19 protein-coding genes, 4 tRNA genes and 1 riboswitch are annotated in these 21,083 nt (G+C 57.6%); of the genes, 5 read left to right on the plus strand and 18 right to left on the minus strand.

The window, feature by feature from the left end:
- Window positions 1-23 precede the first annotated feature (23 nt).
- Window positions 24-614, plus strand: a complete 591-nt coding sequence (locus AC1DHT_RS21175; RefSeq protein ID WP_477761481.1) for a tail assembly protein — start codon at window positions 24-26, stop codon at window positions 612-614.
- 63 nt (window positions 615-677) lie between these two features.
- Here AC1DHT_RS21175 and AC1DHT_RS21180 read toward each other — a convergent pair whose 3' ends face one another.
- On the minus strand, window positions 678-1,856 hold the full coding sequence (locus tag AC1DHT_RS21180; protein WP_477761456.1) for a hypothetical protein: 1,179 nt from the start codon (window positions 1,854-1,856) through the stop codon (window positions 678-680).
- 165 nt (window positions 1,857-2,021) lie between these two features.
- Here AC1DHT_RS21180 and AC1DHT_RS21185 point away from each other — a divergent pair, with 165 nt between their 5' ends.
- Window positions 2,022-2,636 (plus strand): recombinase family protein, encoded by a 615-nt coding sequence (locus AC1DHT_RS21185; RefSeq protein ID WP_477761457.1) that lies wholly within the window; start codon window positions 2,022-2,024, stop codon window positions 2,634-2,636.
- Between the two features lie 20 nt (window positions 2,637-2,656).
- On the opposite strand, the gene AC1DHT_RS21190 is transcribed toward AC1DHT_RS21185, so the two are convergent.
- From AC1DHT_RS21190 to phnN, 3 genes are all read right to left on the minus strand, one after another.
- The gene (locus tag AC1DHT_RS21190) at window positions 2,657-3,043 is read right to left on the minus strand and encodes a hypothetical protein (RefSeq protein ID WP_477761458.1); all 387 of its coding nucleotides are present in this window, start codon (window positions 3,041-3,043) and stop codon (window positions 2,657-2,659) included.
- A gap of 462 nt (window positions 3,044-3,505) precedes the next feature.
- Window positions 3,506-3,582: transfer RNA gene (locus tag AC1DHT_RS21195), tRNA-Arg, on the minus strand.
- A gap of 123 nt (window positions 3,583-3,705) precedes the next feature.
- Complete coding sequence (gene phnN / locus AC1DHT_RS21200) at window positions 3,706-4,290, minus strand: phosphonate metabolism protein/1,5-bisphosphokinase (PRPP-forming) PhnN (RefSeq protein ID WP_427545804.1); 585 nt, start codon at window positions 4,288-4,290, stop codon at window positions 3,706-3,708.
- Window positions 4,291-4,678: 388 nt separating this feature from the next.
- Between phnN and AC1DHT_RS21205 the strand changes: the two genes are divergently transcribed.
- A complete protein-coding gene (locus tag AC1DHT_RS21205) occupies window positions 4,679-5,005 on the plus strand; it encodes an Arc family DNA-binding protein (RefSeq protein ID WP_003178899.1) in 327 nt (108 codons plus the stop codon).
- A 165-nt stretch (window positions 5,006-5,170) separates the two neighbouring features.
- Here AC1DHT_RS21205 and mgtE read toward each other — a convergent pair whose 3' ends face one another.
- Window positions 5,171-6,613, minus strand: a complete 1,443-nt coding sequence (gene mgtE / locus AC1DHT_RS21210) for a magnesium transporter (RefSeq protein ID WP_054593610.1) — start codon at window positions 6,611-6,613, stop codon at window positions 5,171-5,173.
- Between the two features lie 320 nt (window positions 6,614-6,933).
- Between mgtE and AC1DHT_RS21215 the strand changes: the two genes are divergently transcribed.
- Window positions 6,934-7,446, plus strand: coding sequence for a DUF4124 domain-containing protein (locus tag AC1DHT_RS21215; RefSeq protein ID WP_427545784.1), 513 nt, complete (start codon window positions 6,934-6,936; stop codon window positions 7,444-7,446).
- Window positions 7,447-7,465: 19 nt separating this feature from the next.
- Here AC1DHT_RS21215 and AC1DHT_RS21220 read toward each other — a convergent pair.
- From AC1DHT_RS21220 to ltaE, 7 genes are all read right to left on the minus strand, one after another.
- Window positions 7,466-7,542 (minus strand) — tRNA-Arg (locus AC1DHT_RS21220).
- Window positions 7,543-7,614: 72 nt separating this feature from the next.
- Window positions 7,615-7,691 (minus strand) — tRNA-Arg (locus AC1DHT_RS21225).
- Between the two features lie 107 nt (window positions 7,692-7,798).
- Window positions 7,799-7,889 (minus strand) — tRNA-Ser (locus tag AC1DHT_RS21230).
- A 62-nt stretch (window positions 7,890-7,951) separates the two neighbouring features.
- Entirely contained in the window at window positions 7,952-8,140 is a 189-nt protein-coding gene (gene csrA / locus AC1DHT_RS21235) for a carbon storage regulator CsrA (protein WP_477761459.1), read from the minus strand.
- Window positions 8,141-8,324: 184 nt separating this feature from the next.
- Window positions 8,325-9,566: an aspartate kinase gene (locus AC1DHT_RS21240; protein WP_054593612.1), complete on the minus strand. Its 1,242-nt coding sequence runs from the start codon at window positions 9,564-9,566 to the stop codon at window positions 8,325-8,327.
- 90 nt (window positions 9,567-9,656) lie between these two features.
- Window positions 9,657-12,278, minus strand: a complete 2,622-nt coding sequence (alaS, locus tag AC1DHT_RS21245) for an alanine--tRNA ligase (protein WP_442114432.1) — start codon at window positions 12,276-12,278, stop codon at window positions 9,657-9,659.
- 146 nt (window positions 12,279-12,424) lie between these two features.
- Complete coding sequence (ltaE, locus tag AC1DHT_RS21250) at window positions 12,425-13,429, minus strand: low-specificity L-threonine aldolase (protein ID WP_427545778.1); 1,005 nt, start codon at window positions 13,427-13,429, stop codon at window positions 12,425-12,427.
- 215 nt (window positions 13,430-13,644) lie between these two features.
- Window positions 13,645-13,815: riboswitch (FMN riboswitch) on the plus strand.
- 120 nt (window positions 13,816-13,935) lie between these two features.
- Here ltaE and AC1DHT_RS21255 point away from each other — a divergent pair.
- On the plus strand, window positions 13,936-14,445 hold the full coding sequence (locus AC1DHT_RS21255; protein WP_019693156.1) for a 6,7-dimethyl-8-ribityllumazine synthase: 510 nt from the start codon (window positions 13,936-13,938) through the stop codon (window positions 14,443-14,445).
- A gap of 130 nt (window positions 14,446-14,575) precedes the next feature.
- Here AC1DHT_RS21255 and astE read toward each other — a convergent pair whose 3' ends face one another.
- The 6 genes from astE to aruF form a co-directional block, all read right to left on the minus strand.
- Window positions 14,576-15,586, minus strand: a complete 1,011-nt coding sequence (gene astE, locus AC1DHT_RS21260; RefSeq protein ID WP_427545776.1) for a succinylglutamate desuccinylase — start codon at window positions 15,584-15,586, stop codon at window positions 14,576-14,578.
- A 12-nt stretch (window positions 15,587-15,598) separates the two neighbouring features.
- Window positions 15,599-15,886 carry a hypothetical protein gene (locus AC1DHT_RS21265; protein ID WP_019693158.1) on the minus strand — a complete coding sequence of 96 codons (288 nt, stop codon included), beginning with the start codon at window positions 15,884-15,886 and terminating at the stop codon, window positions 15,599-15,601.
- Between the two features lie 63 nt (window positions 15,887-15,949).
- Window positions 15,950-17,296, minus strand: coding sequence for an N-succinylarginine dihydrolase (astB, locus tag AC1DHT_RS21270; RefSeq protein WP_427545774.1), 1,347 nt, complete (start codon window positions 17,294-17,296; stop codon window positions 15,950-15,952).
- A 138-nt stretch (window positions 17,297-17,434) separates the two neighbouring features.
- Complete coding sequence (gene astD / locus AC1DHT_RS21275; RefSeq protein ID WP_427545802.1) at window positions 17,435-18,904, minus strand: succinylglutamate-semialdehyde dehydrogenase; 1,470 nt, start codon at window positions 18,902-18,904, stop codon at window positions 17,435-17,437.
- Complete coding sequence (gene astA / locus AC1DHT_RS21280; RefSeq protein ID WP_427545772.1) at window positions 18,901-19,926, minus strand: arginine N-succinyltransferase; 1,026 nt, start codon at window positions 19,924-19,926, stop codon at window positions 18,901-18,903. Before astA ends, astD begins: the two co-directional genes overlap by 4 nt.
- A 68-nt stretch (window positions 19,927-19,994) precedes the next feature.
- On the minus strand, window positions 19,995-21,014 hold the full coding sequence (aruF, locus tag AC1DHT_RS21285; protein WP_427533045.1) for an arginine/ornithine succinyltransferase subunit alpha: 1,020 nt from the start codon (window positions 21,012-21,014) through the stop codon (window positions 19,995-19,997).
- Window positions 21,015-21,083 lie beyond the last annotated feature (69 nt).

Here is a 21,083-nt window from a genome sequence, read left to right on the forward strand (position 1 = left end):
GGAATCTACGCAGAGGACCAGGTATGAACGCCTCACAGTACAACCAGATCAGAACCATTAAGCTCTATGGCCAGTTGCGCCAATTTGGGAAGTCTTACCAGCTCGCCGTGCGCACCCCTGCCGAGGCCATCAAAGCGCTTTGTGTGCAGTTGCCTGGCTTCGAGCGCTTYCTATCGAACGCGAAATCAAGGGGACTTGAGTTCGCGGTGTTCTCAGGGAAAAAGAACGTCGGAGAGAATGAGCTCAGAATGCATGGCGATGGCGACATTGTGATCGCCCCGGTGATCGTCGGGAGCAAGCGGGCTGGTGTGTTGCAGACGGTTGTAGGCGCGCTGCTAATTGCCGCTTCCTTCCTATCCCTTTGGGCGCCGCCGGTATCTGCTGCTCTGTTTGCAACAGGTGTAGGAATGGTCGCCGGCGGCGTCATCCAAATGCTCAGCCCTCAACCCAAAGGCCTCAAGACCAGCGCCGCGCCGGAAAACACCCCTGGTTATGCTTTTGGCAGCGCGAGGAATACCACCGCGTCGGGCAACCCGGTCCCGCTCTGCTTCGGCAAGCGTCGGGTGGGAGGGGCGATCATCAGTGCCGCGATCTACGCCGAAGATAAGACATGACTGAGCGTATTAGTACCAACCGATTATGGTCATCCTGACGCTTGTTTCGGCCAAAGCAACTCATCAAGTATTGATGAATTGCTGGCCGGAGAATCTTGAGTTGAGATGTACAGAGGTATGGGCTGCAATGTTTGAGGTAAGGGGCTTCCCCGCTGGGAAATAATAATGTCCTGAAATGTTAAGGCAGACACCAACTACTCCAGCAATTCGTGACGAAATCTTTTTTCGCTTATCCAAATTTTCGAGAGCCTGTTGAAATACTTGTTCACCCTCCCGGCTCGCCCACGAGGTGCCTATTATCACTACGCCCCCAAGCTCACCCGTGATTTGCTTGCTTGCCTTCTGTAGCTGCTTAACCAGCAGAGTTTCCATGGTGCTCAAACTGGGGCATGGATTCGGCCATTGCAGCTCACGTGGAGCCTTCACTTCAAGCGATATGGTCTCAAATACATTGGCGTTGATGAACAAATCGGGAGATTGCCCTTCGAACCTGGCGGGATCATTGAATCCAATCGGATTACCATGCTCTGACAAGTATGCAGCTGCTATCAATTGAGTGATGGCGTGAGGATATTCTAAGACTAGTGCCTTTGACATGAGCGCGAATAACGGATGATGCTCCCAGCGCTCAATCAGATGTTTGGCTAGTTGAAGAAAAGTCAGTGCAGCTAGCGTTCTCTCGTCATCGAGGTTGATCGTCGCTGACTCGACGCATGACTTCATGTGGCATATCGCCCAAGCAGGCGGCGAATTTAGGAAGTTTACATTGCCGCTAGCATGGGCGCGTTCTGCGGAGCGTATCGCTTTGTCGAGCTCGCCCGCGCTTAGGAGATTGATCTCGCTTTCAAGCTGTTGAAGGGCATCCAACGACAGATCAAAGGGCACATTTGCTGGAGGCCTTACCTTCGTCTCGCGCCCCACGCGTTCGATCTCTTGATCACATGTGAATCCAGCCTTACCTTTGACGTCTACCGTGCTACCCAGTAGGAACCGTCCAGAGCGGCCTAGTGTAACGATAGTCCGAGGAAGCGGTTCGCCAATAGGCCACGATTCGCTCAGAGTCAGTGATTTGCAGTTGACGCATTCGAAGCCGATCCCGGCGTACTGGCGAGGTTTGTACCCCTCGATAAGAACGTGGCCGCATTGGCACTTCAACCTATCGGCACCTTCACCATGGAACATTGGCGCCTGGCTTCCTTGAATACACGTCGGGATCGAGGGTTCCGCAGCAGTAGCGTCCATCTACTCACTCCTACCTTAGGGGAAGTCCGATTGTAAGCGATACGCGGCTGGGTATGCCTATCCAGATACGGGCAGATTTCGACTTTTTGAGCCTTTTCGCTTGATAAGTAACACCCAAAGTGAAACAGTGTTAGGAGAACACCCTAACTGATACAGGCACCCATCATGTTCATCCGCGCATACCTCCGAGCATCGACCGAAGAGCAGGACGCCGGCCGCGCCCGGAAATCGCTCGAGCAGTTCGCCAGCGATCACAACAAGGTCATTGCCAGTGTGTACCTGGAGAATGCCAGCGGCGCGACCGCAGACAGGCCTGAGCTGCTGCGCCTGCTCAAGGATGCGCGTAAGGGTGATGTGCTGTTGGTGGAGTCGATAGACCGCCTCTCACGCCTTCCTGTGGAGGACTGGCAGAAGCTCAAGGCTGCGATAGATTCCAAGGGGCTGCGCATCGTCGCGCTCGACCTGCCAACCAGTCACCAGGGCATGCAGGACACCAAAGGCGATGAGTTCACCGGGCGAATGCTGGGGGCGATCAACTCGATGCTGGTGGAAATGATGGCCGCCATTGCTCGCAAGGATTACGAGCAGCGCCGCGAACGCCAGGCCCAGGGTATCGAGAAGGCCAAGGCCGCCGGCAAGTATCAGGGGCGTCCGGCTGATGCCGATCTGCACAAACGCGTGACAGAGTTGCTCAGCGCCGGCCTCGGGATCAGAGCAACAGCTCGGCACGCCAACTGTTCTACGACAACAGTGCTTCGGATACGCGATTTGATGGCATAAAAAAGCCGGATTTCTCCGGCCTATTTCATATCTTCCCGGGTGGGCAGATTGAAGGGGTCATGGTGACGATAATCGACGATGCGAATGCGATCTTTTGAAGGAAAGTGTTGGTAATGGACTACCCAATCTGATGTGTATGGGTAACTGCTTCCATCCCTGGGTGGCACCCATAAGGGAAAACCAATGTGGCTATGCCACAGGTTAAACTCCCTAGCAAGTGCAATTCTTTCCTCTCGGTCAGGGTAATCCAGAGGCACAAGTGCACTCGATTTGGTCAACCCCATCCAGCCTATGAGGCCGTTGTTTTCGACGTGAGTGATGAAGGCCGCGACTAAATTGAAATCTGTATCCGGAAAACCGGCATAGATTTTCCGAAAATAATCACTTAAGTCGACGGTATAGGTCATCTGTTCTCCATCTCTCGCAGCCACTTCCTTAGCTGTGCAGGCGTTAGCCCGCGTGGAACAGTAACAGTTCCACTCTGAAGGGAAGCTCGCATCTGCTGAATGTCGAAGCTTGTGACAGGCTCTTTCTCATCTGTCGGCTTAACGTACACCAGATGGGTGATAGTCATGGTAACTCCTCGACCAAGGCATTGCCTGGTCAACGATCTGCTCCGGACGAACAAATTCCCTCCAGAGGCTAGCGGCTTCATCTCAAATTTCTGCAATGTGCCGTGAAGATGAAGATAGTTGACATATGCGCCAACGTCACGGCCGGCGATCTTATATTTTTAAGACGCAAGAAGTCACGTATAGGTTCAGGAATTCAGACGTACAGCAGGTCTGTAAGAAGCCTCAAACGCACCCACCATGCACCCATGGCGTTTTTACGGTGAGAGCTTAAATCGCTGGAAGCCTTGATTTATATGGTGTCCCAGGGCAGGTTCGAACTGCCAACCTTCCCCTTAGGAGGGGGATGCTCTATCCAATTGAGCTACTGAGACACATGCCGGCCGCAAGGACATGCGGCGCGATGGACGGCGTGCATGTTAACGGGCAGGCCCGTTTTTGTCATGTCGTCTGTAAGGCTTATTAAGTGTAGGCAAACGCCAGCTTCGATCACGGGCTCAAATTTGATCCGCTTTTGCACTGATACCCTCTAGCATCAATAGAGCCAGCAAGTTGTCGACGGCAGCGGAAAGCTCACCAGAATTATCCAGCTGAAAAATCCCTTCCGGGTCCTCCTGAGCAGCATCCGTTGAAAACAGGGCATTGCGCGCAAGTCGGGCTTCGATTTCCTCAGTGCTCTCACGCCCTCGCCGTTCCAGACGTTTGCGCAGGGCATCGGTTTTGACCGTCAGCACTATGGGCAACAACGTCGGATAACGCGCCATGGCTTCGGACAAATGACCTCTTGAGCCGTTGATCAGTACATGGCGACCGTCACTCAACCAGCGATCTATCTCTGCCGGGATGCCGTAATCAAGCCCATTGGCACGCCAGCACAGCGCAAAACCGCCTTCACGCCTCATTTGAGCAAATTGCTCCCTGGAAACACTCAAAGCGTCTTCGCCGACCGATTCAGCCGACCGGGTAATCACCCTGCGCACCACAACGCAATCAAGGCCAAGCAAGGCGCCGCGGGCCGCATCGATCAGGCTGTCTTTGCCGGAGCCGGATGGCCCCATTAAATAAATAAGTCTGCCGCGCATCGCTATATCACCCCCATCGCGTGCCCGCCCTAGTAAATCGGCCATTTGCCACTATTCTGTATCTTGCAAGGAACGAAGATCGTATCCGCATAGCATGCACGCTCAGGGGCGCCCAAGCACCCACCTGTCGGGCAAAGAGGACGCGGTCAGATGTACGGGCCCGGTAAGTGTTTTCAAACCAGTCCGCATTTCTGATAATTGGTGCTGGCATAACGCCTGCTTCCAGTTCAATATTTGTCACAGAATTGACGCCAATGATCTGGCAAATTTGAGGCATGATGCGGGCCTCATATCAATTCAGGTTGAACATTTGGTAACGAAGCTTGTCCTACATGACATCCTGCGGCCAATTCCGAGAACCGCTCCCCTGAACTAACCGGTTAAATATATGCGCCCATTGAAACAGGCAATTTATTCCAGCCGTACGGCTGACAAGTTCGTCGTACGTCTGCCAGACGGGATGCGTGAACGCATTGCCGAGGTGGCTCGCAATCATCACCGCAGCATGAATTCCGAGATCATCGCCCGCCTTGAGCAGAGTCTTATTCAGGAAGGTGCGCTGGGCGAAGAGTTGAGCATGCGCCTGGACAGCCCCGAGCTGTCATTGCACGAACGCGAACTGCTTCAGCGTTTCCGTCAACTCTCCCACCGCCAGCAAAACGCACTGGTTTCGCTGATTGCCCACGACGCTGAAATGGCCGCAGACGCCTCCTGATTGCATCCCGTAAGCTCTAGCCAGCCATGTGCTGGCTTTTTTTTGCCTGAAATTCAGCCAATCGCTTACTCAACGGCAAGCCCAGTTGCCATCGACATTACGCTAATAGATTAAAAAATGAAGGTGCGCGGCCTGCTGCTTTGAGCAGGACCGCGCAATAGAAACTCAGAGCAGGAAGATTGTCGCCAGCCCGAGGAAGATGAAGAAGCCACCGCTGTCGGTCATGGCCGTGATCATGACGCTCGCGCCCATCGCCGGGTCGCGTCCAAAGCGCGCCAGGGTCATCGGAATCAAAACCCCCATCAACGCCGCCAGCAACAGGTTCAAGGTCATGGCAGCAGTCATCACCACGCCCAATGACCAACTGCCGTACAGCATGTAAGACACCACGCCGATTACCCCACCCCAGACCAGGCCATTGATCAAGCCAACCGCCAGCTCCTTGCGCATGAGACGCGAGGTATTACCGGTACTGACCTGATCGAGCGCCATCGCACGAACGATCATGGTAATCGTCTGGTTGCCGGAGTTACCGCCAATACCGGCAACGATCGGCATCAACGCCGCCAAGGCCACCAGTTTCTCGATAGAACCTTCGAACAAACCGATTACCCGCGAGGCAACAAATGCGGTAATCAGGTTGATCGCCAGCCAGGCCCAGCGGTTGCGCAAGGATTTCCAGACAGACGCGAATATATCTTCCTCTTCACGCAGACCCGCCATGTTGAGAACTTCGCTTTCGCTCTCTTCACGAATCAGGTCGACCATCTCGTCGATGGTAAGACGACCAATGAGCTTGTCGTTCTTGTCGACCACCGGGGCCGAAATCAAGTCATAACGCTCAAAAGCCTGTGCGGCATCGTAGGCGTCTTCATCCGGGTGAAAACTCACCGGATCGCTGGCCATGACTTCCGAGACCTGCTTGTCTGGATCGTTGACCAGCAGTCGCTTGATTGGAAGCACACCCTTAAGCACGCCATCGTAGTCAACCACGAACAACTTGTCGGTATGGCCTGGCAGCTCTTTGAGGCGACGCAAGTAACGCAGAACCACTTCAAGACTGACATCCTCGCGGATCGTCACCATCTCGAAGTCCATCAATGCACCGACCTGTTCCTCGTCATAGGACAACGCGGAGCGAACGCGCTCACGCTGTTGGCTATCAAGGGTTTCCATCAGCTCGTGGACGACGTCTCGCGGCAGCTCGGGGGCCAGGTCAGCAAGTTCGTCGGCGTCCATCTCCTTGGCCGCCGCCAGGAGCTCGTGATCGTCCATGTCGGCGATCAGGGTTTCACGAACCGAGTCGGATACTTCAAGCAGGATGTCGCCGTCGCGCTCGGCCTTGACCAACTGCCAGACAGTCAGGCGCTCGGCAAGCGGCAAGGCTTCAAGAATGTAGGCAACGTCGGCGGAGTGCAGATCATCGAGCTTGCGTTGCAACTCGACGAGGTTTTGCCGGTGGACCAGGTTCTCGACCAGGTCGTGATGATGACCTTCCTGGCGATGAGTCAGGTCTTCGACCACCCGCTGGCGATGCAGCAGCTCAACGACTTGAGCAAGGCGGTCTTGCAGGCTTTCTTGCGTTTTCTTTACTTCAACTTCAGTCATAGGCGAACTCCACTCCCAGCAGCGGGGCACGCCGGAAGGATCAATCAGTCAATTCATGATTGGTAAAACGGGGTACTGAGTAACTACTGGGTAAGTCCATGGAGGTATTCCACAAGCCCCGGCGGGGCTGACGGGCGCAATCATACACCGCCTGAGGGTTTTAAACGTTAAAAAAACCAGCCTGAAACAAGCGCTTGCGAGATAAACTACAGCGCTGTCCACGTCCCTGAAACTGCGACGACTCATCCTGAAAAGAAAACACACCCCCACTGAGAAATGTACTGACTACCCTTGATCGTGACCGTCATGGAGGACGCCCAATGCCCGGAAAAACACCCACAGCCCTGTTGATCACCCTGCTCTGCACGCCCCTACAGGTCACTGCAGCAACCGTGCATCGATGTGAAGACGCCATGGGCCGTATCACTTACACGACACTGAGTTGCCCTCCTGGAGAGGCACTGTCGCGACAGAATATTTACAACCCAAGCGTTTTCAAATTCGAGGCAATACTCCCCGGTGCCAACCATCAGGAAACATCAGGAATTAAAAGTACACCGAGAGATCCGGTCGTTATCGGCCAAATGAATGACAAATGCGGAAATTTGCTCAGTGCCCAGGAGCGTCGCGAAGCAATCATCAATCAGCGGATCGTTCCAGGCATGAGCCAGCAGGAAGTTGAAAGTGCGCTGGGCAAACCAGACAAGATCAGCATTCGAAACGCAACGACGAATTATCGCTACGACAGCAAGAAAGGTCGTAGTGCGCAAATCGTATTCGACGAGAAGGGATGTGTAAAAGGCAAATCCCAGACAGCAAAAAGCCCGCGTTAGACGCAGGCTTTTTGGTGTTTGGTGCACTCGACAGGATTCGAACCTGTGACCGCTCGGTTCGTAGCCGAGTACTCTATCCAGCTGAGCTACGAGTGCAATTTGTGTTTTTAGACCAGATCACAACTGGTTGAAGCCAGGTTATTTGCATTACTGCAAAAAACCCTTAAATGGTGCACTCGACAGGATTCGAACCTGTGACCGCTCGGTTCGTAGCCGAGTACTCTATCCAGCTGAGCTACGAGTGCATTTGTTGCCGCGCATTATAGGCCGTTAAATCTTTTTGTAAAGCACTTTTTCTAGTAATTTCAACAACTTACCGAAGAAGCCAGATTACAACGTACTAAATAAATAATGGCGGAGAACGGGGGATTCGAACCCCCGACACCCTTTTGAGGTGTACTCCCTTAGCAGGGGAGCGCCTTCGGCCACTCGGCCAGCTCTCCGCAACACGGGGCGTATCTTAACCAACCTTTTCCCCGTTTGCAAACATAAAAAACGATAAAAATTAATGGCTTGGTTCGTCGTCCCTCTCTTTCTTGATCCGCAGGTAGATTTCCTCACGGTGAACAGCCACCTCTTTCGGCGCGTTAACGCCAATACGCACTTGATTTCCTTTGACGCCAAGCACGGTTACAGTGATTTCGCCATCACCAATAATCAGGCTTTCTGCGCACCGACGAGTCAGAATCAGCATACCTTTCTCCTCACGCATTTCATTTCAGGGACAACAGTCTGCAAAAAAAAGGCGTTCGACCTACAACCAGAACGATCGTAGCCCTACACGCCTAAGTATTGACCAGCACGAGCAAAAGAACAGATTTCAGTCGCGCCGCTCAAAAAAACAAAGGGCGCGGTCAGACCGCGCCCTTAGAGGAGCATCACTCGCCCTGGCGGGCCGGTGCGTCCAGTTCGAAAGCTGTGTGCAGAGCGCGCACAGCCAATTCCAGGTACTTCTCTTCGATCACTACGGAAACCTTGATTTCCGAAGTCGAGATCATCTGGATGTTGATGGTTTCTTTAGCCAGCGCTTCGAACATACGGCTGGCAACGCCTGCGTGAGAACGCATGCCAACGCCGACGATCGATACCTTGGCGATCTTGGTGTCGCCAACGACTTCACGGGCACCGATCTCGCGAGCGGTGTTTTCCAGCACGGTCTGCGCCGCCTGGTAGTCGTTGCGGTGCACAGTGAAGGTGAAGTCGGTGGTGTTATCGTGCGCAACGTTCTGCACGATCATGTCGACTTCGATGTTCGCGGCGCTGATCGGGCCGAGAATCTTGAAGGCCACGCCCGGGGTGTCTGGCACGCCACGGATGGTCAGCTTGGCTTCATCGCGGTTGAAAGCGATGCCGGAAATGATCGGCTGTTCCATGGATTCCTCTTCATCAATAGTAATGAGGGTACCCGGACCCTCCTTGAAGCTGTGCAGTACGCGCAGCGGAACGTTGTACTTACCGGCGAACTCGACCGCGCGGATCTGCAACACCTTGGAACCGAGGCTGGCCATTTCCAGCATCTCTTCAAAGGTGATCTTGTCCAGGCGCTGAGCCACGGACACCACGCGCGGGTCGGTGGTGTAGACGCCGTCGACATCGGTGTAGATCTGGCATTCATCAGCCTTCAGGGCCGCTGCCAGCGCCACGCCGGTGGTGTCGGAACCGCCACGACCAAGGGTGGTGATGTTGCCGTGCTCGTCGACGCCCTGGAAACCGGCAACGACAACCACGCGACCGGCCTTCAGGTCACCGCGAATCTTCTGGTCATCAATCTGCAAGATACGCGCTTTATTGTGCGCGCTATCCGTCAGAATCCGTACCTGGTTGCCGGTGTACGACACCGCCGGTACGCCGCGCTTGATCAGCGCCATGGCCAGCAGTGCAATCGTCACCTGCTCACCGGTGGACACGATGACATCCAGCTCACGCGGAACCGGTTGATCGCCGCCACTGATTTGCTTGGCCAGATCGATCAGACGGTTGGTCTCGCCGCTCATTGCAGACAGCACAACCACCAGGTCATCGCCGGCTTCGCGGAATTTCTTAACCTTGTCGGCGACCTGCTCGATTCTCTCGACAGTGCCGACTGAGGTGCCTCCAAATTTCTGTACGATCAAAGCCATTTCAAAGCCGCCTCTGCCCATGAAGGGCGCCCATTAATCACTCAAACAGCTACGAAGCCCGCCACTAGACGACGGGCTCGGCACGCAGCCTTAAATACCCTGCTCTACAAACGGCACGGTCAGGGCCAACGCAGCATCCAGTGCGCCAGCGTCGGTACCGCCGCCTTGCGCCATGTCCGGACGACCACCGCCCTTCCCGCCCACTGCTGCAGCGGCTTGCTTCATCAAATCACCGGCTTTGAGTTGGCCAGTCAGGTCCTTGGTTACACCCGCAACCAGTACGACCTTTTCCTCATGGACACTGCCGAGCAGGATCACTGCGCGGCCGAGTTTGTTCTTCAGTTGATCGACCAGCGCCAGCAGCGCCTTGCCGTCCTGACCGTCGAGACGCACGGCCAGGACTTTCACGCCTTTGACGTCCTGGGCAGAAGCCGACAGGTCGTCGCCCGCCGCACTGGCGGCCTTGGCTTGCAACTGCTCGAGTTGCTTTTCCAGCAGACGGTTGCGCTCAAGCACAGCCGACAGCTTGTCGATCAGGTTGTCGCGGCTGCCCTTGACCAGGTTGGCCGCTTCCTTGAGTTGCTCTTCCGCAGCGTTCAGGTAAGCCAGTGCTGCAGCGCCTGTCACCGCTTCGATACGACGCACGCCAGAAGCCACGCCGCCTTCGCTGATGATTTTCAGCAGGCCGATGTCGCCGGTACGATTGGCATGGATACCACCGCACAGCTCGACGGAGAAGTCGCCCATGCTCAGTACGCGCACGCTGTCGCCGTACTTCTCGCCGAACAGCGCCATGGCGCCTTTTTGCTTGGCGGTGTCGATATCGGTTTCTTCGGTTTCAACTTCGGAGTTCTTGCGAATTTCGGCGTTGACGATTTCTTCCAGCGCTTTCAGCTGTTCAGGCTTGATCGCTTCAAAGTGGCTGAAGTCAAAGCGTAGACGCTGACTGTCGACCAGCGAGCCTTTCTGCTGAACGTGTTCGCCCAGCACCTGGCGCAATGCCGCGTGCAGCAAGTGCGTGGCGGAGTGGTTCAGCGAAGTGGCGTGACGCACCTCGGCATCCACTTGAGCCTGGACCGGCGAGCCAATGATCAGGCTGCCCGAACCCAGCACACCGTGGTGCAGGAATGCACCGCCGGTCTTGGTGGTGTCGCGTACGTCGAAACGCGCAGCGCCTGCCTGCAGGTAACCGCAATCACCGATCTGGCCGCCGGATTCCGCATAGAACGGCGTCTGATCGAGAACGACCACGCCCTCTTCGCCTTCGCTCAATACGTCGACCGATTGCCCGTCTTTATACAGAGCAACGATTTTTGCCGAACCACTGTGAGCGGTGTAACCGGTGAACTCGGTGGCCACATCAACCTTGACCAGGCTGTTGTAGTCCATGCCGAAGGAACTGGCTGAACGAGCACGGACGCGCTGGGCTTCCATTTCGCGCTCGAAGCCCTCTTCGTCGATGGTCAGGTTGCGCTCACGCGCGATGTCGCCGGTCAGGTCCATCGGGAAACCGTAGGTGTCGTACAACTTGAACACCACGTCGCCTGGCACCACATCGCCTTTGAGTTCGGCCAGATCCTGCTCGAGGATCTTCAGGCCCTGCTCCAGGGTTTTGGCGAACTGCTCTTCTTCAGCTTTCAGCACGCGCTCGATGTGCGCCTGCTGGGATTTCAGCTCAGGGAAGGCTTCGCCCATCTCGGCAACCAGTGCGCCGACGATCTGATAGAAGAAACTGCCCTTGGCGCCCAGCTTGTTGCCGTGACGGCAAGCGCGACGAATGATCCGGCGCAGCACGTAGCCGCGACCTTCGTTGGACGGCAGCACGCCGTCGGCGATCAGGAAACCGCAGGAACGAATGTGGTCAGCCACGACTTTCAGCGAAGCCTGGTTGTCGTTGGTGCAACCGATGGCCTTGGCCGAAGCGCTCAGCAGGCTCTGGAACAGGTCGATTTCATAGTTCGAGTGAACGTGCTGCAGCACGGCACTGATCCGCTCCAGACCCATACCGGTATCCACCGACGGTGCTGGCAACGGGTGCAACACGCCATCGGCGGTGCGGTTGAACTGCATGAACACGTTGTTCCAGATTTCGATGTAACGGTCGCCGTCTTCCTCTGGCGAACCCGGTGGGCCACCCCAGATGTCGGCGCCGTGATCGTAGAAAATCTCGGTGCAAGGACCGCACGGGCCGGTATCGCCCATGGTCCAGAAGTTGTCGGACGCGTACGGCGCGCCTTTGTTGTCGCCGATGCGAACCATGCGCTCGGCCGGAACCCCGACTTCCTTGGTCCAGATGTCGTAGGCCTCGTCATCGCTGGCGTAGACCGTGACCCAGAGCTTTTCCTTCGGCAGGTTCAGCCACTTGTCGGAAGTCAGGAAGGTCCAGGCGTAGGTGATCGCATCACGCTTGAAGTAGTCACCGAAGCTGAAGTTACCCAGCATTTCGAAGAAGGTGTGGTGACGAGCGGTATAACCGACGTTTTCCAGGTCGTTGTGCTTGCCACCGGCGCGAACGCACTTCTGGCTGCTGACGGCGCGGGTATAGGCGCGCTTTTCCTGGCCCAGAAAGCAGTCCTTGAACTGGTTCATCCCCGCGTTAGTGAACAGCAGGGTTGGGTCGTTGCCCGGAATCAAAGAGCTGGAGGCTACACGGGTGTGGCCTTGCTCTTCGAAGAAGCGAAGGAAGGCTTCACGGATTTCTGCGCTTTTCATTAGGTTCTTCCACGGAGACTGCGGCCAAAGGCCTGTACGAATCGTCAACAGACGAAGCGACGGCAAAGGGCCGCATTATATCGGCGTTAGTGAGCAGGTACAGTGTGTTTGTACGATACAGACAGTCAATTGGACGGCTAACACCTTCAGTTTTGAGAAAACTCGACGAAAGTGGCGATCACCTGCTCGATCTGCGCCCGGTTGACGTCCATGTGAGTGACCATGCGCAAACGTGAGGCGGCACTGAGCTTGATCCCGCGCTCACCGGCAAACGCCTTGAGCGCCTCGCACTTATCGCCCATCTGCACGTAAACCATGTTGGTCTGTACAGGTTCGACTTTATACCCCGCCGCGCGCAGGCCTTCAGCCAAAAACTGCGCGTTGTCATGGTCATCCGCCAGGCGTTGCACGTTGTGATCCAGCGCATACAAGCCGGCCGCCGCAAGAATGCCGGCCTGACGCATGCCGCCACCCACCATCTTGCGCAGGCGCCGGGCCTTGCCGATCAGCTCGACCGAACCACAAAGCACCGAACCGATCGGCGCGCCCAGGCCTTTGGACAGGCACACCGATACCGAATCGAAGTGCCGGGTGATTTCCCGCGCATCGACACCCAGCTTGACCGCTGCGTTGTACAACCGCGCGCCGTCCAGGTGCAGCGACAGACCGTGCTCACGGGTAAAGTGGCGAGCCTGCGCCAGGTACTCCAGCGGCAATACCTTGCCTTGCATGGTGTTTTCCAGCGCCAGCAAACGGGTCCTGGCGAAGTGGAAGTCATCCGGCTTGATCGCCGCTGCCACCTGAGCCAGGTCCAGCGAACCATCGGCTTGAACTTCCAGCGGTTGCGGCTGGATCGAACCCAGCACCGCGGCACCGCCGCCTTCGTACTTATACGTGTGCGCCTGCTGGCCGACGATGTACTCGTCCCCGCGCTCGCAGTGGGCCATCAGCCCCAGCAAGTTGCTCATGGTGCCTGTCGGCACGAACAGTGCCGCAGCGAACCCCAGACGCCTGGCCAGTTCGGCCTCAAGCTGATTGACCGTTGGATCTTCGCCGTAGACGTCATCCCCGGTGGCCGCGTTGGCCATCGCGTCGAGCATCCCTGCGGTCGGTTGGGTGACGGTGTCGCTACGAAGATCGATAACGCTCATGAATCAGGCCTCGGAATAGGACGCTAACGTCGCTGCTGATAAAGGAAATCTCTTTCGAAGGGGATTACTGCGGCCAACGCCGCAATTAATCAAGGCCAGGACTGGAAAAGCCGGTTCAAGCCAACGGAAAAACCGATGTATATCATCAGAAAGCAGCCATGCGCAGCCCGCAAATATGTGTTAAAAACTCTCCGCTGCCAGAAAACCTGGCAGCAAAACGTTCTCAGGGCGGGGTGCAACTCCCCACCGGCGGTAATTGCGCGCAATGCGCATAGCCCGCGAGCGCTTGGTGTCACTGACGCTTCGGCAGCAGGTGACGGTAAGGTCAGCAGACCCGGTGTGATCCCGGGGCCGACGGTCATAGTCCGGATGAAGAGAGAACGGGATTGGCACCAAAGGGCCGTCCGTGGGCAACGCGCATACTCTGCACGTCTGACCTGCACGTACCCTTAAATCCCATTCGATTCATAACGCCCTGTTTTTCACACAAACAGGAGTCAGAACAGATGCAACCCACCGCAATCGATAGCAAAAGCAAAAACCATCAGGGCGAGCGCGTAGCGTTTATCCAGGCGTGCTGGCACAAGGAAATCGTTGATCAGAGCCGTAAGGGCTTCGTCAGCGAGATGGTCGCCCAGGGCTATCAGGAATCGGATATCGACTTTTTTGAAGTCGGCGGCGCCTTTGAAATTCCACTGCACGCCAAGCTGCTGGCCAAGTCTGGCCGCTATGCCGGTATCGTCGCTGCAGGCTTAGTGGTTGACGGCGGCATCTACCGTCACGAATTCGTTGCCCAGTCGGTGATCAGCGGCCTGATGCAGGTTCAGCTGGAAACCGAAGTGCCGGTGTTCTCGGTCGTGCTGACCCCGCACCACTTCCATGCCGGCGAAGAGCACCAGAAGTTCTTCTTCGAGCACTTCGTGCACAAGGGCCAGGAAGCGGCAAAGACCTGCGCCGACACGCTGCACAAGATGCGCGCCTTGCGTCGCACTGAACACCGCGCGGTAGCCGTCTAAACACAAAACCTGTGGGAGCGAGCCTGCTCGCGATGACTGTTCATCAGCCAACGACTGTGTTGGCTGATACACCGCTTCGCGAGCAGGCTCGCTCCCACAGTAGATCTTTGTCAGGATCGAAGTTCTGGTCTCAGACCAGATCGTCGCCGGTGGTCGGCACAATCAGAATGCCGGCGCGCAGGCCGTTCTTGACCTTCGGGTTCGGGAAGATGATTCGCGCACCCTCCTCCTCGACGATCCAGCGGGTCTGGGCGATGTCCTCGGCCAGCAGATAACCCTTTTTCAACTCCGAGAAGTTCTCGATGTCCGCCGGCAGGTTCAAGTGGAAGCTGTCGCTGTGCTTGATGATTTCCCGCGCCACGCTGAACAGTTGCAAACCATCCAGGCTCTGTTCTGCTGACTCCGGCTCGGAGCCTTCGATGATCTGCTTCAAAAGGGTTTCAAGGCGCGAGACGTTGACCCCGTCGTTCTGCCCGAACGGCCGGGCCTTGCCCAGCTCAAGGGTGAAAGACTCGGCATCGAGCTTGTCGTAGGTGTACGAACTGAAAACGATGGACGGTTTGTTCTGCAACAGCACCGCCTCCATGCCGGCAGCGCGCAAGCGGGCCAGTTCATGACGGGAATGCTGGCGACCTTCTTTCCAGGGATATAGCGCGAACTGCTCGATCTTCGAGCCACGGATCGCGGTGTGCAGGTCGTAGTGCAACCGGGCGCGGTCGGGCAGATTGAAGAAAGTCGCCGCCAGACGCTCCAGTTCACAGGCTCGCAGCGCTTCGGAGCCACTGCTGAGTTCGTGACGGCCGTTGAACAGCCGGTTGACATCCTGCTCGATAAAACGCTCGCCGCGACGCATGGCGTCAGGGTTACCGAACAGGAACAGAATACGTGCGCGCGGCTTCAACTCTCCGCGGGCGATGTCATGCAACAGGCGATCGAGTAACTCGATCGGCGCTGTTTCGTTACCGTGGATGCCGGCCGACAACAGCAAGTCCAGGCCATTGTCGCGAGCCTCGGGTGGCCGGACTTCCAGCGCCCCTTCGCTCAGCCAGCGCATCCGCACGCCTTCGACAGTCAGTTGAGTCTTCTCCGCCGGTTCACGACCGGCGAGGGTCAGTTCAAGCAGTTTGCCGAGGGCGAGCATAGAGCGAATTCCTTAGTGATCGTGTTTGCAATCCGGGCCGTGCACGTGGTCTTCGTCACCGATTTCAGCCGGTTCCATTTCCAGTTGCAGACTTACCAGATTAGTCGCCAATGGGCGCAGCAGCAGGTTCGCGTATTCGGCATCGCCTTCTTCGACGTCAACACCAATCAGCAGCTGGCCACGGCCATCGTGCTGGATCCACAACTCTTTGCCTTGCCACATGACCGCAACGCGGGTGCAAGAGGTTTCCAGCTGAGTGCCGTCGGTGTCTTCAAGAATCAGCTGCAGGGTATCGCTCATTATTACGTTCTCATTGGGAGATAAAGCAACGCGTCCGGCTCTTCATGAGCAGGACGCGGGCTTTCAATTGATCTGGAATGGATAAACCGCGCCCAGTTTAAGGATTTGCGTCAGTTCATCCAGTGCCGTCCGGCACTCAAGCAACAATTGTGGGTCCGCCAGATCGCTTTCGGTCATGCGGTCACGGTAGTGCTTGTCGACCCATTGGGTCAGCGTGCCATACAACGGCGGGGTCATGATAACCCCTGGGTTGACCGCCGCCAGCTCGGTTTCATTCAGTGCGACACGTAACCGCAGGCAAGCCGGGCCACCGCCGTTCTGCATGCTTTGCTTGAGATCGAAGACTTTCACTTCGCGAATCAGGCCGCCAGAGCTGGTCAGCTCTTGCAGGTACTGCCAGACGCGCGGGTTGTTCTGGCACTCTTGCGGCACGATCAGCAGCATCGAACCGTCAGCGCGCGAGAGCAACTGGCTGTTGAACAGGTACGAACGCACGGCGTCTTCGACCGATACCTGGGAGCGCGGCACGCAGATCGCCTTGAACTGGCCTCCACGCTTGGCAAGCTTGGCCGACAGCTCAGCCAGCATCTGCTCGGTGTCGAGGAACGCGTCCTCGTGATAGAACAGCGCTTCGCCGTTACCCACCGCAATCACGTCGTTGTGGAACACGCCCTGGTCGATCACCGAAGGATTCTGCTGCGCGTACACCACACCGTCTTCGCTCAAGCCATGCAGACGGGCAACCGCTTGCGAGGCTTCGAGGGTCTGACGCGCCGGGTACTTCTGCGGTGCCGGGTAGCGGGTATCGAACGCGCTGCGACCGAACACGAAGAACTCGACACCGGCTTCGCCGTATTCACGGCAGAAACGCGTGTGGTTGGCTGCGCCTTCATCACCGAACTGCGCCACGGCAGGCAACGCTGCGTGGTGGGCGAAGTGTTTCTGGTCCGCGAACATCGCCCCCAGCACGCGGCTGGTGGTCGGGTGTTCGATGCTGCGGTGATATTTGCAGTTGAGGTTGGCGGCGGTGAAATGCACGCGACCGTCGGCGGTATCAGCGCTCGGGCTGACGGTGGCGGCGTTGGCCACCCACATGCTCGACGCCGAGCAGCTGGCAACCAGCAACGGCATCGCCTGTTTGGCGGCCTGCTCGATCACTTGAGCGTCGGTACCGCTGAAGCCCAGGCTGCGCAGCGCGCCGACATCCGGGCGCTCTTGCGGCGCGAGTACACCTTGCTGAAAGCCCATTTCCATCAGCGCTTTCATTTTCGCCAGGCCTTGCAGCGCCGCTTCCTTGGGGTTGGAAGACTGCTGGCTGTTGCTCTGGGACGCGACGTTGCCGTAGGACAGACCGCCGTAGTTATGGGTCGGCCCCACTAGACCGTCAAAATTGACTTCATAGGATTTCATCAGCGAGGCTCCACGAGAATCTGTTGTTATAGGCTTCAGTAACTGTTCTTCAAGACCGAGGCGCGGCCATCGCGAGCAGGCTCGCTCCCACATTGGATTGTGCAAACCTGTGGGAGCGAGCCTGCTCGCGATTGGGCATCACGCCATTTTTATGCCAGGCGTCAGGGCGGCCGGCAAGGTCAGGCTTGGGGTTTCCAGCGAGGCCACCGGGTACGCGCAGTAATCCGCCGCGTAATAGGCACTGGCGCGATGGTTACCCGAAGCCCCCACACCGCCGAATGGCGCGCTGCTCGCGGCGCCGGTCAGCTGTTTGTTCCAGTTGACGATACCGGCGCGGCTTTCCAGCCAGAACTGCTGATAACGCGCTTGCGAATCCGACAGCAAACCTGCGGCCAGACCGTATTGGGTGTTGTTGGCTTCCGCAATCGCCGCCTCGAAATCAGCGTAGCGAATCACTTGCAGCAACGGGCCGAACAGCTCTTCGTCAGGACGATTGGCAACCGCGCTCACATCAAGAATGCCCGGGGTCAGCAACGCGGCGTTGGCCTGTGGCTGGGTCATTTTCAGCAGCGGCACGGCGCCATTGGCGAGCAGGTGTTCCTGTGCATCCATCAGTGCCTTGGCAGCGGCCAGAGAAACCACCGAGCCCATGAACGGCGCCGGTTGCTGATCGAACGCGCCGACGTCGATCGTTGCGCTGACTTCCACCAGACGCGCCAGCAGCTTATCGCCCCAGGCACCTTGCGGTACCAGCAAGCGACGGGCGCAGGTGCAACGCTGACCGGCAGAAATGAACGCCGACTGAATAATGGTGTACACCGCAGCGTCGAGGTCTGCGACCTGATCGACCACCAGCGGGTTGTTACCGCCCATCTCCAGCGCGAGGATCTTGTCCGGACGACCGGAGAACTGCGCATGCAGGTGGTTGCCGGTACGGCTGGAGCCGGTGAAGAACAGGCCGTCGATACCCGGATTGGCCGCCAGGGCGATCCCGGTTTCACGCGCGCCTTGCAGCAGGTTCAGCACGCCAGCAGGCAGGCCGGCTTCGATCCAGCACTTGACCGTCAGCTCGGCGACTTTCGGGGTCAGCTCGCTTGGCTTGAACAGCACGCTGTTACCGGCCAGCAGCGCCGGAACGATGTGACCGTTCGGCAAATGCCCGGGGAAGTTGTAAGGACCGAACACTGCCACCACGCCGTGAGGCTTGTGGCGCAGCACGGCAGTGGCGTCGCCCAGCGGGCCGCTCTTCTCGCCGGTACGCTCGCGGTAGCTCTGCACTGAAATGGCGATCTTGTTGACCATGCTGGTCACTTCAGTCGCGGCTTCCCACAGCGGCTTACCGGTTTCTTCACCGATGCAGTGAGCCAGTTCGTCAGCGTGTTTTTTCAGGCTGGCKGCAAAGGCTTCCAGCACGCCGATGCGATCTTCCAGGGAGCGTCTGGCCCAGGCCGGGAAGGCCTGACGTGCGGCTTGCACGGCGCTTTCAACTTGAGCAGCGCTGGCGCCCTGCCCCGACCACAGCACTTGCTGGGTGACCGGGTTCAGCGATTCGAACGTGTCACCCTGGCCTGCCAGCCATTCACCGGCGATATAAAGCGAATTCATTATTTCGACTCCCGAGCAGCAGACAACGGCACGGCACGTACTTGATCGCCGGCATTGAGTTGAAGACGTTTGGCGGTCAATGGGTCGACCACCAGGGTACCGGCGGCAAAGCGTGCGGGAGCGGCAGTGATCCGGCAGTCTTCGCGTTTGCGGTTGTGAATCAGAAATGGCGTGGCGTCATCACCCGGGGTGCCGATGGCCAATACCAGTGCCTGGCTGTCGCGGACCGCACGGATCTTGCCGGTTTCGCATTCAACGGCAGGACCTGCGTCGAAGATGTCGACATAACCCTGATAGCTGAAGCCTTCGCTCTTGAGCATTGCCAGCGCCGGCTCGGTGTCAGGGTGAACCTTGCCGATCACATTGCGCGCGCCTTCAGAGAGGAAGCAGGTGTACAGCGGGAACTTCGGCATCAACTCGGCGATGAACGCCTTGTTGCCCACGCCCGTCAGGTAATCGGCCTGGCTGAATTCCATTTTGAAGAAGTGCCGACCCAGGCTTTCCCAGAACGGCGAGCGGCCGGCTTCATCGGACACACCGCGCATTTCGGCGATGATCTTGTTGCCGAACAGCTGCGGGAATTCGGCGATGAACAGCATCCGCGCCTTGGCCAGCATGCGACCGTTGAGGCCGGAACGGTAATCGGCGTGCAGGAACAACGAGCACAGCTCGGAATTGCCGGTCAGGTCGTTGGCCAGGAACAGCGTCGGGATTTCACGGTAGATGTTCAGCTCTTGCGAAGCGCTGACGGTCAGGCCGACCCGGAAGTTGTACCAAGGCTCACGCAGGCCGACAGCGCCGGCGATGGCGGAAATCCCCACCACGCGACCGTTATCGTCTTCGAGCACGAACAGGTAGTCCGCGTCGCCGCGCCCCGCTTCGCCGCGAAAGGTCTTTTCAGCCCAGCCAACCCGATGAGCCAGACGCTCTTCGTTGGCCGGCAAGGTGGTCAGGCCGGTGCCGGTGCTGCGGGCCAGGTCGATCAGCGCGGGTAAATCGCTGCTGCGTACGGGACGAACGATCATGCTATCTCCTTAAACGGGTCGCTCAGGCCACCCGTAAAACTCTCTGCTCTTAAGCCTGAAATCGGGCCTTAAACTGCCACCAGGCGCACGCTGGCACCTTCACCGACGCCCAGGGCTTCGGCGGCTTCAAGATCCAGGGTTACCGGTTTGCCCGGCGCATAATCCAGCTCGAGCAATACCGCGCGGTAATCCTGCAACTGCGCATTGGCCACCAGGTACTGACGACCGGCACCTTTGACCGGCTCACCGATTTTCACCGGCACCACACGGCTCTGGGCGATCGAACGGATGCCCGAGACACGTGCGTGCAGGGTCGGGCCACCGTCGAAAATGTCGATGTAGTGATCGGTCTCGAAGCCTTCGCGCATCAGGATGTCGAAGGTGATCTGCGCCCGTGGGTGCACCTGGCCCATCGCCTCTTGGGCGGCGTCCGGCAGCAGCGGCACGTAGATCGGGTAATGCGGCATCAGTTCGGCGAGGAAGGTCCGGCTCTTGAGCCCGCACAGACGCTCGGCTTCAGCGTAGTTGAGGTCGAAGAAGTTGCGACCGATGGCATCCCAGAACGGCGAGTCGCCATTTTCGTCGCTGTAGCCGACGATCTCGGTGACCACCGAATCAGCGAAACGCTCCGGATGGCTGGCGACGAACAGCAAGCGACCGCGAGAGTTGAGTTCCGCCCAAGGTGAACCCACCAGCTCAGGAACCACATAGAAACTGGTCAGCAGGCTGTTGCCGGTCAGGTCGTGGCACTGGGAGAGCACATGAATCTTGTTATGAATCTTCAGCTCGCGAGAGGCGTGCACGAAGGTTTCATTCCGGAAACTGTAGAACGGCTCGGAATAACCGGCCGACGCGACGATGGCCGAGCAGCCCACCAGTTTGCCGGTGGCGGTGTCTTCGAGAACGAAGAAATAGCTTTCTTCACCGTTGAAGCTGACTTCGGCAGCGAACGACGCTTCGCTTGCGGCGATCTTGTCGCTCAAGCGTTCGACATCATCCGGCAAGGAGGTGACACCAATCGGGCTGTCCGCAGCCAGACGCTGTACCTCGCCCAGATCAGCCATTTGCGCGGGGCGCATCACCAGCATGGTGTCACTCCTTTCTCGAAAAACACACAGAGGAAAAAATAGCCGGGCCAATCCTTGAGACACTGTGGG

The organism is Pseudomonas sp. 05N432, assembly GCF_056396945.1.